The 13631-nt window shown below is 41.8% G+C and carries 10 protein-coding genes and 2 pseudogenes; 4 read left to right on the top strand and 8 right to left on the bottom strand.

From position 1 onward, the window contains the following. Positions 1 to 18 precede the first annotated feature (18 nt). From rsmI to FHG67_RS22245, 6 genes and pseudogenes are all read right to left on the bottom strand, one after another. Positions 19 to 780 (bottom strand): 16S rRNA (cytidine(1402)-2'-O)-methyltransferase, encoded by a 762-nt coding sequence (gene rsmI / locus FHG67_RS05980; RefSeq protein WP_004502188.1) that lies wholly within the window; start codon positions 778 to 780, stop codon positions 19 to 21. A gap of 129 nt (positions 781 to 909) precedes the next feature. Further along, positions 910 to 1722, bottom strand: a complete 813-nt coding sequence (locus FHG67_RS05975; protein WP_004500681.1) for an HAD family hydrolase — start codon at positions 1720 to 1722, stop codon at positions 910 to 912. Then, the gene (locus tag FHG67_RS05970) at positions 1723 to 2511 is read right to left on the bottom strand and encodes a M23 family metallopeptidase (protein ID WP_002619777.1); all 789 of its coding nucleotides are present in this window, start codon (positions 2509 to 2511) and stop codon (positions 1723 to 1725) included. 1205 nt (positions 2512 to 3716) lie between these two features. After that, entirely contained in the window at positions 3717 to 4145 is a 429-nt protein-coding gene (locus tag FHG67_RS05965) for a thiol-disulfide oxidoreductase DCC family protein (RefSeq protein WP_004495627.1), read from the bottom strand. A gap of 796 nt (positions 4146 to 4941) precedes the next feature. Then, on the bottom strand, positions 4942 to 5790 hold the full coding sequence (locus FHG67_RS05960) for a sulfurtransferase (RefSeq protein WP_002619778.1): 849 nt from the start codon (positions 5788 to 5790) through the stop codon (positions 4942 to 4944). A 48-nt stretch (positions 5791 to 5838) separates the two neighbouring features. Continuing rightward, positions 5839 to 6075 (bottom strand): annotated as a pseudogene (locus FHG67_RS22245) (hypothetical protein). On the opposite strand from FHG67_RS22245, the gene FHG67_RS05955 reads away from it, so the two are divergent. Genes FHG67_RS05955 through FHG67_RS05940 form a run of 4 tightly spaced genes read left to right on the top strand, consistent with a single transcriptional unit; the run spans position 6022 to position 10686 of the window. Next, on the top strand, positions 6022 to 6915 hold the full coding sequence (locus tag FHG67_RS05955) for an LIC11113 family protein (protein WP_142499686.1): 894 nt from the start codon (positions 6022 to 6024) through the stop codon (positions 6913 to 6915). The pseudogene FHG67_RS22245 and the gene FHG67_RS05955 sit on opposite strands and share 54 nt — an antisense overlap. Then, complete coding sequence (locus FHG67_RS05950; RefSeq protein WP_004500735.1) at positions 6908 to 8362, top strand: S1C family serine protease; 1455 nt, start codon at positions 6908 to 6910, stop codon at positions 8360 to 8362. The genes FHG67_RS05955 and FHG67_RS05950 overlap by 8 nt, the downstream gene beginning before the upstream one ends. Continuing rightward, positions 8359 to 9717 carry a PDZ domain-containing protein gene (locus tag FHG67_RS05945; protein WP_002619774.1) on the top strand — a complete coding sequence of 453 codons (1359 nt, stop codon included), beginning with the start codon at positions 8359 to 8361 and terminating at the stop codon, positions 9715 to 9717. The genes FHG67_RS05950 and FHG67_RS05945 overlap by 4 nt, the downstream gene beginning before the upstream one ends. A 54-nt stretch (positions 9718 to 9771) precedes the next feature. Next, entirely contained in the window at positions 9772 to 10686 is a 915-nt protein-coding gene (locus tag FHG67_RS05940; protein WP_002619780.1) for an ATP-binding response regulator, read from the top strand. On the opposite strand, the pseudogene FHG67_RS05935 reads toward FHG67_RS05940, so the two are convergent. Both FHG67_RS05935 and FHG67_RS05930 read right to left on the bottom strand, forming a co-directional pair. Then, positions 10666 to 12344 (bottom strand): annotated as a pseudogene (locus FHG67_RS05935) (hypothetical protein). The gene FHG67_RS05940 and the pseudogene FHG67_RS05935 sit on opposite strands and share 21 nt — an antisense overlap. Then, entirely contained in the window at positions 12341 to 13627 is a 1287-nt protein-coding gene (locus FHG67_RS05930) for an oligosaccharide flippase family protein (protein WP_004503307.1), read from the bottom strand. Before FHG67_RS05930 ends, FHG67_RS05935 begins: the two are co-directional and overlap by 4 nt. Between the last annotated feature and the right edge of the window lie 4 nt (positions 13628 to 13631).

Here is a 13631-nt window from a genome sequence, read left to right as displayed (position 1 = left end):
CGATCAGGTTGCAATCATTCATTTCTTGAAACGTTTGAAAGAAGGTTTCTTATCTCCCTTTGAAAAAGATCTTTGATTCCGTTGTTCCTTTCTTTGAGAAAGAACGACAACCGGATTTCCTTTGGGAAGAGTGTCCAAAATTTTTAAGAGCTCGCCTAACTTTCCTCGAAACTGAAATTCGGAATCCAAGGTCAGATCCAAACAGAAAAAGATCGTCCTATCCTCTCCCATCCCTACCAAAACGGAATCTAAGTCGCGAAGAACGGCTTTATATCTGTAAGGTGTCTCATAAAATACGATCGTATGTCCCGGTTTTAAATAGCGACTTAATTCCATCTTCCGTTCCGAAGAATCCCTGGACAAAAAACCGCAGAAAGTAAATGGGGAAGTCTTAAAACCGGAAATACTTAAAGCCGCTCCGAATGCAGTCGGACCGGGAGCGCTCCGCACGTTTCCCCCTCTTCTTAAAACCTCCCCAACGAGTTCTCTTCCAGGATCTTCGATTCCGGGAGTTCCCGCATCGGAAATCAAAACGGTCAAACCGGAATCCACCACGGTTTGACCGAGACTGCGAATTTCTTCGGGAGTCGTATGCTCATTGCAGAGAAGAAATTGTTTGGAGATCGAAAGGGATTTAAGTAGAGTGGAGGTCGTTTTGAGTTCCTCTCCGATAAGTACATCACAATATTCTAATAATCTCTTAGCTCTTACAGTCAAATCGCCCGAATTTCCCAAAGAAACGGAAACCAGAACGAGAGTTCTTTGAAATTCTTCCCTCATACTTTAAAGATTTTCTCAAACCTAGAATTTTTATTCATAATTTTTTTCGAATATTCGTACACCTTAAATTGATTCATACAAAACGGAATTTCATTAGGAATTCGCATTCAATTCAAAAAGCGGAAAAACCTACACGACAACTTTCTGCAAAACGTTCCAACTTGAAACAGATTGAATCTTCGTAAAAGGAGGAGGAACAACCCCTTTTCCTCTATCCAAAAAGATTCCCGCCTTTGCGGCAAAATCAAGCAAGGCAAAGTCGTTGATAGAATCTCCGAAAGCAAGATCCACAAAACCGCCCGTTACAACTTTCAATCTTTCCACCTTCCCTTTACCATACGTGAACGGTTCCAATATTTCAGAAGAATGAAGTCCGTTCTCAAGAGACAATTGCATTCCTAAAACCCTTTCGGCCGGAATTCCGAAGAGAGGAGAAACGGATTGAATAATTTCCTGGGGAGAAGCGGTCACAATCCATACCTCCCATTGATTTTCAAGAAGATGATCGACGAGTTCTTTCATCGGTTCGTAGATTTTGACGGAATGTAAGCTTGAATCAAAGGCGTGTTTGTTCCATACTTTTCTAGAAATCTCTTTCAGTTCTTCCGGAGAATGTCCGGAAAAAATCCAAGAACTCCATCGATAAGACGCCTCAAGCCCGAATTTGGATTGAATGGATTCGTATTCGGAAAGAACGAGGGAACGAAACAAAACCGGATCTTGAAATCGAGCGGAAAGAACCCTCTCTACGTTCTCTCTTAAAAAAGGGGAAACGTCTTTTTTGTAAGCGGGAACTCCTTGCGAAAGAAAAAGCTCCATCACGGCTTCCCCAAAATCGTTCCTTACAAGAGTATTATCAAAATCGAATGCTGCCTTACCGGGCGGCAATTGAAAAAGAATTTCATAAACTTCGGGATTCCAAAAATCCCGCGTGATGGACACTTACTCTTCTATCGTCTCCCGGGCGATCGCCACACGAGCCTCGGAAGAAGATTGAAAGACCGGAAGATAATGTTCCGGATTTAATACGACATTCTGATAACGTACTTCGAAGTGCAAGTGAGGACCGGTCGTATGCCCCGTATTTCCGGAAAGAGCGATAATCTGCCCTTTTTTCACTTTATCTCCTTCTTTCACATAAAGAATGGAATTGTGAGCGTAAAGAGTATTGATTCCGTTGATTCCAGGATGAGAAAGCAGAATTTTATTTCCATAACCGCCGTCTTTTTTGGATTCCAAAACAATCCCGTCCGCCGCCGCAATCACGATTGATCCGGTCGGACAGGCAATATCCACCCCGGAATGCATTGCATTCCATCTTTTTCCCAATCGGGAAGTAACGAAAGAATGTTTAAAGCTGATCGGCCAAATGAATTCTCTCTGATCAGTACGAAAAATCTCTCGGCCTTTATCTTCCAAAAGAAGGCTTCTGATAAAATTTTCATTATAAGGAAAAAAGATAGGTTCAGTTACGGAAATTCTTTCGTTGTCAGGAATCCCGTTAACCTTTTTGATTTCATGTTCCGTTGTTCCAAAATTGTGAATCAAGTCTTCGACGGATTCTTTGACTCGATTGGGAACGATCCAAATCCCCTCCAACCCTCTGTAAGTCTGGAGATATTGATTATCCAGTTTGATTTCCTCAAGATTCGTATCGGCAAAGGATTTTATGCTGAAAAATAGACCGAGTACAAGCAACCCCGCCAGAATACAGCCAGTTTTTCTTTTCATTTCATTTCTTCCAAAATATGTCGCCAAATAAAACCTGGAAAACCAGACCTAAATTGAACGTCGGCAACGGAAAATAATTTCTGAAGTCACTCTTATTGCTCCAAAATTCCATTCAAGGATTTTTTCCCTCAATTTCTAAGCTAAAAATCGAAGATATTAAATGATTTTATCTATAAAGTATTTTTTTTCTTTTCTAAATGCAGTTTTTTGGCTTTTTTAGAAGAATTTTAGCTATATTATTGGGTTATTGAGAATCGTTTCTTACCATAACCTTACCCACAAGTACTTGGATCCGAAGATAAATCCGTCGGAATTCCGACAAATCCCCCGTGAAACTTAGTTCCCACCCTTATTTTTGGGTGGGGGTGGAGGCGGAAAGACTCGGGAAATTTTTCTCTATCAGAAAATCATATTTTTTGCAAGTAAAAAGCCTCATTCTTGTCGGAACACTTGAAAAATATCAGTTTTTGATCCTTATTATACCAAAAGCCCTCTTAATTTGTGGGTAAGGTGATGGTTTCTTACTGAACGCCGGTTCGGCAGAAGAAAATTCAAAGTCTGCCTCAATATTTCCGCGAAATCAGAATCACTATCTCGACCGTACAAAGCTTTCGTCGTGAAAAGTCGTTTCGGACGTAATTTGTACACTTCGAACCTTTAAGATTGGAATGAATCATGTAACTGTAATGTTATTTTGACTCCTGGAAACATGGGAGGGAGTTCTCACGCTTTATTTGCGGAAATATTATTGATCCCTATAAAATAGAATACCATTAATTTGAGCACAAATCCCACGTTTAGCGCAGAATTTTAGACACTCTATTATGTAGGGATGAGTAAGACTTATCTACGTCGAACCGAACTCACGTTAGTGACTACTCGGACAATACTATGATAAACTTATTTCGAAAATTAGAATCTTCCTCTAAAAAGTCGGGAATCCCCGATTTGATCTAATTTTTGAGAACCGCTGTATTTTTGCAAAACCGGCCGCTTATTTTCGAGTATCATTTTCATGCGCCCGAGTAGTAAGATGCAAGGCTCTGACATTTTGAAAAAGAAAGACAAAATTCAAATTTCAAACTGAATCAAACAACCAAACTCTTTATTAATTGAAAGAATCAATCGAAACCGAGTTATCAAAAATTCGAATTTTGATTCAAAATGAATCGCTATCGAAGTTTTTCGAAGATATAAAGTCGCTTTTAATCTTCTAAAAACCTGGATTTTAGATTCGGATGGGGTGTTCTACACGCGTCCAACTTCCCGAACCATCGATACCGATTCCCCGCAACCCAATCGTAAACAAAATCTCGAATGGAATTCGGAATCCATCGAAACAAGGAAAAAAGGTTCCAAGGAAAAGTTAAATGCGCACAAATTTTTATAATTGCGGTCGATTTCTGATAGAGAATCCCTTTTTCCAAAAATAAAACCGAGTATGGAGAATCGTTCCATTCCGTCTTTTTCCCGAGAATTTTTTCCGCGATAGACGACTGTAAACTCGCAAACATTAAATTTTCTTTTTGATTCCGATCCAGAAAGAATAAAACGGAAGCGTTACAAAGATTACACACTCCGTCAAAGAATACGATCGGACGTTCTAATGAGTCATCGAAAACTTCGGATTCCATTCTTTTGTTTAGACCCTTTTCACAACCTCTATCAAACGAATTGCAAATTTGATAATATTCTCAGGAATTCGAATGGAAATTGCATCGAATCGATCGTAGTTTCGGATTTCAATAGAGTTGTTGAAAAATTAATTTCTCTATCCATTTCTGCTTCATTGAAATGGGCGTTTGAAGCGGTTTTGTTAATCCGAATTATGGAATTTTTCAAAAGCTCTATTGTATTTTTTTCCGGACCGAAAACCAAAATTCATCCATTTCGATTTTAGAAATACGCACACTCAAGAATTTGTTCGACTTTCTTTTCCCTTTTCAGCGTTGAAACTTTCGCGATTGCTACAGAAGTTCCAACGAAATCGTTTTTCGTTCTTATCTTTTATGAGATATTCTTCTTTGACGGCTCCTTTTACATGATCCTTTATCGTTAAAACGAATTCTAACACATGAATTCCTTTTGGATTTATACCGTAAAAAAAATTTTAAAACCGGCGGGAATTTTTAAAATAAAAGCTTAAACGGAACTTTTATAATTTAACGTGAGTTCGGCGGTTGAAAGTTTGGGCGAATAAGAAACTAAAGCGTTACGACTCCTTGAACTCAGGCGCAGAGCTTTCGTAAACTCAAATCTCGCTCCCGAAGGGTCGCGAGATAGGTCGCTTTGCGGGCCGTCATCGCAACTCTCATAGATAAAATGGCTCGCGACCTGTCGAACGACCCAGGAAACTCAGCGAATGCCTCTTTTGTGAATCGGCATTCAGATCGAAATATAAAATCGCTTTCGCATTTTGTTATACCGAACTCACGTTAATTTTCGGTCCGAGCCGCCGACTCTTGGCGCAGCGGCCCCCGTTTGTCCATAAACCGAGACGGCTTGCTTCGGAAGGCTAGACCTTCTCCACTCAAACCAGGAACCTTGGTATGTATGAACGTCCAAATAACCGACTTCGCGTAACATTAAAGCCAAAAGAGAAGATCTCGCTCCGTTGTAATCGTAGATCACCGTGGTTCTTTCCGGCATGAACGGAAAAGATCTGAGCTTTTTATTGAACTGGTTTTTTTCGATCAGGTTTCCTTGGCCGTCATACAAAATTCTCCAGTCCCAAAGAAATGCGCCCGGCAAACGACCGCATAACGTGCCAGGTTCCGGGGCGGTAAGCCTTGGAAGTTTTCCTTCGTATTCTTCCTGAGTCCTTGTGTCAAAAATCTGAAGCCTTGTTAAGTTCTTTTCGAGGAATGCTTTATCCACTATACCTTCAAGCTTTCTCGGCTTATCTCCGGGACCGAGTTCCATTTCTCTGCAACCTTTTTCTTGGTCGACTCCGGATATAGGCCAACGGCTTCCGTATAAAAATGTATTCTGAAAACCGGCCGCTCTCAAAAGATATACCATTCTCGAAGCGAACATCCCCATTCCCTCGTCGAAGGCGACCACTCGAGTCGAGCCTTCTTTTTGTATGAAATTTAAAATTTCTTCCAAGGGACCGGTCATCTTCTTCTGCGATTCCGGATCCGAGGCAAACGCCTTTTTGATAAAAGGAAAACTGTAAGCTCCTTTGAGAGTAGATTCTTGATATCCCGACGCGGAGCGACAATCGATCAAAAAATCCTTATCATTCAATTCAGTTTTTATAAAATTCCAGCTGGACAAGCAAACCCACCCTTATCGACGAAACGAGTCTTTCTTTGAATTTAACCATTATTTTTTGCCCAAAAATTCTGATGTACTTTTTTTTAAAAAACATTGTAAATTTGAGACATAAGACTTTATAAAAAAGAAAGATTAGCCCCTCCTAAAGAAGTGAAATAGAAAATAACCCGAAGTCTTTCTTTGTGTGTGAGAATTTAACATCCGGGGTGTTAAAAACCGATATTCTAAATAATGATACGAAAATTCAGAAAAGGCCGTTCTTACCCTCGAATTTTTCCGGAAAATCCGAGGAAAAGACGAATCGTACTCATTCACATTTTCTCTCTTCTTTTTTTATTTGCGGGAAACATAGATTCCGAACCCGACAAAACAAAATCGTTTCAGGAAAATTTTCAGTCCTTCATCCAAGAATTTCACAAACATCCTTCCGAGTCCCTCGTTCAATCGTTTCGAGCCAGGTATTCCTCATTCGAACCGAAACCTTGCAGCTTCGAAGAAGCAGAACGTTTTGAAAAGATAATCTATCTTTCTTACAAATGTAAAGATCATAAATGGCCCGGTTTTATCTATCTCGGCGGAAGTTCGGAATTTTGGAAAAATCATTCCGCGAAGATCTCTCTGGGAGAAGTCCTAAGAATCGGCAAGAAAGTTTACCTCGAAGTGAAACCTTCTTACGAAGACGAACTTCTAGAAAATTCTTTTTGGAATTTTAAAAACTTCAGTACAAAAGGCAATGCTCCCTTCAAACCGCAAACTCCAAAAGAATACAGGGACAACTACGGACTTCAATATTACCTTAGTATCTCAAAACATCCTGCAAAAAGAGATTTAAAGGGCGCAAAAGAAATATTCTTCGACTCCACGTGCCCTTTGATCTTTTTAAAGAAAGATTCCGATTTCTATTGGGAAAAAGCGGTATATTATTCCTTCCAGGCGAGTTGTATTCCCTCTTCGCCTTATTCTTATATCCGAATCCGCTCCGACTTTTTGGGAAAGATTCGAATAGACGGCAAGGATACGGATCAAATTCAGGAAGGCGCCAAATACCTCGGCAAATTGAAAATTCATTCCATAGAAGCGGAAAAAATCCTCTGGCAACAGGATGCGGAAATCTACAATGAATAACAAAATATTTTTGAATATTATAATATTCTTATTCGTTTTATTCGGTTCCACGCTTCCCGCTCAAAACGGGAACTCCACGGATCTGAAAGCTCTTTTGGACGGCGTAGTCATCATTCAAAGCAGCACCTTTTCAGGAAAAGAAGACGGATATTCCGAAAAGTCAATCCATCGGGACGCCGGAACCGGAATCATTATTTCCGGAAACCGGATTTTGACGAATGCGCACGTGATTTCCAATTCCAGTTATCTCAAAGTAAAACATTTCAATTCGAGCAAATTTTACAAGGCAGACGTTCAATTCCTGGGTTTCGACTGCGATCTCGCAATTCTCAAAGTGGAAGAGGAGGAATTTTTCAACGGAGTAGAACCTCTGGAAATTTCTGAATCCTCGCCCGCTCTCGGCAGCAATCTTCTCATACTCGGTTATCCTGGCGGGGACGAAAACATCACATTAGAAAACGGGAATGTTTCCCGAGTTGAAAGAGTCCGTTATTCTTTTACCGGTTTGGATTATAGAAAAGCGATCCGAGTAAACGCAAACATCATTCCCGGATATTCCGGAGGGCCGGCGATCCAAAACGGAAAAGTCGCCGGAATCGCTTTTCAAATCAGTCAATCCCAGGGCAACGTCGCCTACTTAATTCCTCCGGAGATCATCGTCCATTTCTTGAAGGACATTGAGGACGGGACTTATCACGGTTTTCCGTTCCCAGGTTTTAGTTTTCAAAGCGGCCATTCCGCTTCCTTAAAATCCTATTTGAAAATCCCGGAAGGTCTAAACGGAATTTTGATCAATACGGTTTATCCGGATTCCTCGTTTTCGGACCTTTTACAACCGGAAGACTTTGTGTATAAAATCGACCAATCCTATCTCAACAGAGAAGGTGAAATCATGGATACGATCGGCGGTTTTATCGCAGATCTGATCGAGGAAAAATTCATCGGTGATCCTGTTAAGATTTTCTTTTACAGAAACGGAAAAAACCACAAAATTGAAGGTACTCTCAAACGGATCCCCACTTTGGATCTTTATAGACAACAGAATAAAAGTTCCAGTTTTCTATCAGGAGGACTTTTATTCCAACCAGTCAACCGTGCGCTTGTAGGCGGAGATTCCCGACTGGAAAGTTCCCTTCGTTATCACTATAGTTATTATATTCAGGACGAATTGTATCGCTTTACGGATAGGGATATTCTTCTTTCAGGCATTTATCCCGATCCCCTCAATTCCAAATATTCCGGTTATCGTTATAAAATCCTAGAATCGATCAACGATCGCACTCCCTCCGACTTAGAGGATTTGAAATCCTTATGGAAAAAATTTTACGGAGGCACGATCAGCCTGAAATTCAGAGGAGTCAATCTTCCAATCGTGCTCGACCAGGATACAATCGATAAGATCAACATTCGTATTAAAAAACGCTTCGATGTGGAGGCAGACGAATGAAACGGATTTTCTCAAAACCCGCATTCCTATTTTTCCAAGTTTGTCTTTCTGTTCTATGGAGTTTAACGATCTCCGCTCCTTTAGAAGCCGAGACGATCCTAGTTCATTTTCGAAAATTCTCCCATCAAAATCCTTGGCAGAAAGGTCTTCACTACGAAAGAAAGGTTCCGGCGATCATAACAGACCAGGATTTTTTACTCGCCCTTCTTTCTCCGGGAGAACTTCCTTTATTCTCGGAAACGAATCCGGAAACAAAGCCTGGAACTCGCTTATATCTTTTCAAACATGATCCGGAAACGGGTCTTGCGCTTTTTTCTCATAGAGGCAAATTTTCCACCAAAAGAAAATCTCGTCTCGGCAACTCCAGACATTCTTCCTGTTCCAAATTTTTCCCGAAACCGGAATGGGAAAGTCCGGACCTTTCCAACTCTATTATGAAAATAAGCAGATCCTCCGAGGCGGAAGGAAACGAAAGAAAATTCTTATATTCCAAAAATCTGATTTGTGGTTACACGGACGGACATTGGAACGTTCCCGGAGAATATCTTTTCTTGTTTTTACACGCCTCTTCGAGCAATCCAATCGTTCATCCGGGGTTCTCCTTCGACTACGCTCTTACGATTCCGGAAAGAAAATTCTACTTTCCCGATTCTTACCACGGAGTTGTGGTTTCAGAAGTGTATCCGGGAGTAGGACCGGTCCATAATTTATTTCCGGGCGACGCTATCTACAGTATCAACGGAGAAAATTTCACCCATCCTCCGAACAGACAGGAGGTTTTTTCCAGAATCCTTACGAAAAATCAGCATTTGATCCTTCCAGGAAGCGTTGTGACCCTTGGCGTCTTTAGGGCCGGAAAAAGAAAAGAGATCACGTATTCGTTAAAAAACTACACGGAGGATTCTTTTTTCATTCCTTCCAATTCGGGGACAAAACCTCCTTCGTACTTAATCAGCGGGGGACTCTTTTTTACGGAATTGACCGGTTCATACCTTAAAGAATCCGGAGATCAATATAGGGAAAACTCGGACAAAAAACTTCTCTATCTCTACGAATCCTTCAACAAGAAGATACATCCCGAAAAAAATCGTCTCGTGTTCATCAGCAGAGTTTTTCCGGACTCCGCAAACGAAGGATTCCACGATTTCCAGGATCAAATTTTAGAATCCGTGAACAATAAAATCGTTCGTTCCCTACCCGATCTCAAAGAAATTCTAAAGGAGAATCAGGACGAATACATTGTTTTTCGTTTTTCCGGAAATCGAATCGCGGCATTTTCCAAAGAGCAACTCCGAAGCTTAAATTCGAAGATTATTTCAAATTATAACCTGGATAAATTAGACAATTTACCTTGATAATATCTTGACGGATCTATTCCGGAAATGTAATGTTTGACAACGGAAGATCCTATGCGAATTCTTTTTTTAGACGACGAGGAAATGATCCGAGAGCTGTTCCAGGAGATATTCGGAGTCGTTCACGACCTCACTTTGGCGGGGACTGCGGAAGAAGCCCTAGAAATCTGCAAGGACAAAAGCTTCGATCTGATCATAACGGACGTCCGTCTACCTAAAATGAGCGGAATCGATTTCGTTTCCAAACTTAGAGACAGGGAAGTCAACACTCCTTTTATCGTGATTACGGGCAACCAGGATATAGATATTTCCATTCGGGCGCTCCGGCTCGGTGCCGTGGATTTTTTCATCAAACCCTTTCGAATGGATGCGATTCGTCATTCTCTGCAAAAATTCGAGAACTTATTTATTTGTAGTCAGGAACTTATCGGCAAAAATCACTTTCAACTAACCGAGTCCAAACAACATTTTTCGATCAAACCCAGTCTTAAAAATCTAAATCAATACGTAAATCTTGTGATGCGTTCGATTTCTCTGATTCCCGGAATTCATACGGACGATATCCTTTCAATCAAACTCGCTTTGTATGAATTGCTCGGAAACGCCATCGAACACGGGTTCGCGGGAATTAGTTACGAAAATAAATCGAAATTACTCTCCTCCGATGTGGACTATTTCGATCACGTGGACCGGATCTGCGACACTTTGAACGAATTCGTCCATCTTGAAGTCGGTTTCGAAAATCAAAAAGTTCACGTTTCTCTCAAGGACCCTGGAACTGGTTTCGATCCTACCAAGGTTCCCGACCCGGTTACTGATCCAAACGCAAGTCATCTTTCCGGCCGCGGAATCTTTCTTGTGAAAATGAACGTGGACGAACTCGTCTACAACGACATCGGAAACGAAGTCAGATTCAGCAGAACGTTAAAAAAGGCTCTTCTTACGCCTTCAAAAGTAAACGCCGGCTGAAAAATAAATCCGGGAATATTCCCGGATCGACTCCTTAGTCTTCCATTCCTCGACAAAAACCTTCTTTTCCCTCTGGGGATCCACATGCGCATAAGATAAGCTCATTAAAATATAAGAATATTCCGACTGATACCCCCCCGTTGCGATTCCTTCCCAGCCTCTTCCCATAGGAGAAGATGATGTAAGAATCATTCCCTGAGTCTTCCATTTCTGATTCCAACTTTTTTTGATTCCGAATTGCAGGAGTTGCATTCCCTTGTTCTCAAAATTTGGCTTTGCTGCGGTCCCATCCTCTTGAAACACATTCCCCCCCTGCGTCAGCAAACTTTCCATCAACAAAAAGGATGTTTTCCCTCCGTAACCTCTAGGATCGGTTCTGACTCCCGCGTAACCATTCGAATTTTGGTCGATTCGCAAATCGGAATCCCTGGAAGTATAAAGCCCTCCCAGAAAATACGCGGCCTCCGGTCTTTCCAAAACAAATCGAGATCCGATCAGCCTCCCGTTTGTGAACTGCGGAGTCGGAAATGTGCCGAATCCGTATTGCCTAAACCCGACGACTTGAATCGCGTCCGCGTCGATCCTAAATCCAAATAATTTTGCGGACGAGAATTCGATTCCGTAATACCGAAACTCCCCATACGGACGAAACGGCTCCTCCCTTTCGTACAATCCTCCTTTGACGGCATCCTGCTTCGATTCTTTATACAAATAATAGAATATTCTAAAGTTCTGGAAGATACGATTCGCAAGTATTTGAGCACTCCCTCCGAATATTCTCTGGGGGGATTCGGTTCTGTCCCGCGTGGTATACAACGGAGTATTCCGCATCTGCGCTCCGATCGCCGTTACGGAAACCCCAAGAGGTTTCCAATGTATTTGAAGCTCTCCGTAATTTAAAAATCCAACAAATAAAAATCCGTTCCGATCGAGCCTTTGGTACCCTCGCCCTACTTCGATCCCCGCTCGTAAGGTCGGAGACGCCCAACCGGCGATCCACAATAACTCGCCGTCGGCGCCCCGGGTCATTGTTTTTGTTCCTATTATTGTTTCTTCGTATTGCAAGAACGGAGATATTAGAATTTTATGATACATTCGCTCTCCCTTATCGGCCCAGCCGACTTCAGGACTGAATATCCCTCGGGAAAAACTTCGCTTGGCTTCCTCCTCCCGGGTTCCTCCCTTTTGCGTCAATCCTCTGTAAAGCGCGGTTGCGTTCCCGTAAAACTTAGAAGTCCGACTTTGTATTTGGTTATCTTGTTTTTTTACGATATCGTCCCGATCTTTGCCATTCGCAGATTTTTTCTCCTTCGACTCTTCCTCTTTCTGTGAATTATAAAACCGCCCTCTTCCGGTTAATTCCTTTTTCCCGTCCTCTAATAACAAAAGATCGTCAAGCCGATATTCCGAATAAGACTCCGCCAATATCGGTTGATATATTATGAATATACAAAAAAATGTAAGTATTATCCAGGAGTATCTCGGTAGGGATCGAAGAAACTCAATCCAGCGACCCGCTGTAGAAAAATAGATCAATAAATTTCCGATCCGTTTTTTTCTTCGATTCGAATTGTTCCGAAATTTATTAACCAAAGTCGAGAACCCCGTCTACGCTGCGAAACCTCCCGTTTTTTTTCGAACCGTCTTCGTACATTCATCTTCGAAAGAAAGATAGGAAGTATCCGATCAAAATGAGCCAGGACACTATTTGCCCTAAGAAGTATGAAAACGCCGCTCCGTTAGGTCCGTATTCCGGTATGAGCAGATTCGCTAAGACCAAACCGCTCACCAACCGCAACAACGCCAAAAACGCAAGTATTCTCGGTTGACCTAAGGCGAATAACGCGATTCCGAGCGGCGAAAACACCAGCTGCATCATATAGTTCGGATATAGGATCTGAAATACCCCGATCGAGTCTGCGTATTTTCCCCGGAATAATAGATTTAAAATCCATTCCGCCATAAAAAATCCGGGTGATAATAGCATCGCCATTCCAACCGACAACATCACGGACTTCCATAGAAACTTCGGAAATTCCTCGGAGTCCACCAAACGGGATAACTTCGGATATATGAGAGAATTGAGTACCGAAAATAAAATCACAAATCCGCTGAACAATTGTAAGGCGGTTCCGTATACTGCCGCGGACTCCTGCGAATGATACCACTTCAAAAAGAAAATTTCCATTCTGTCGGAAATCATCGCAAAGATGGACGCTAAAAACGCATATCCGTTAAACGAAGTCAACTTCGAGGTCATCTCCATAATTCCGTTTTTTTCTCCGCTCCAGTACAATTGCCTTCTTGGAAACACGAAAAAAAACAAAACCAATACGAACAACGGGGACACCGTAAAGATCGCAAGTATGTCCAAATGTCCGAGCGCTCTTTCCGTAAGCTGATCCGCCGAATACAACACCACAAACCGGATCAGATTCGTCAGAGGATTCCAAAACGAGAGAGAGATATAATTTCCGAAACAGATAAAAATACTTTCAAAGAAAGTATTGAACGAGAGTATAAAACTTCCCAATACGAGAAGCGCGACCACAATCGAACTTTCCTTTAAAAGAACGGCCCCCGCAAAACTGATACAGGTCAAGGCTCCGAGCGCACCCAATTTGATGTTCATGGAAGAAGACAAAAGGATTCCGATCTTTCGTTTATCTCCGGTGATGGGAGCCAAAAATTTCACAAGCGCTGCGGGTAACCCGAACTCCGCGATCGCAAGAAACACCGGAAGAAATCCCGCATAGTATTGAAAAAGTCCGTTCTCGCTTTTTGTGAGAATGTTTACGGAATAAACCATAAACACGAGATTGAGCAGGGAGGAAACCGCTTTGGAAACGCTGACGAAAAGGGAAGATTTGAACATTCCGGATTTACGGAACTGAAACCAAAGGTTCGAAATTTTTTGCATCTTCCCCGAGAACTTCGACATTCTA

The sequence above is a fragment of the Leptospira weilii genome (assembly GCF_006874765.1).
GTDB classification, from domain to species: Bacteria; Spirochaetota; Leptospiria; order Leptospirales; family Leptospiraceae; genus Leptospira; species Leptospira weilii.
Note: the sequence above shows the minus strand (reverse complement) of the source record. Positions and strands in the feature narration are given on the sequence as shown.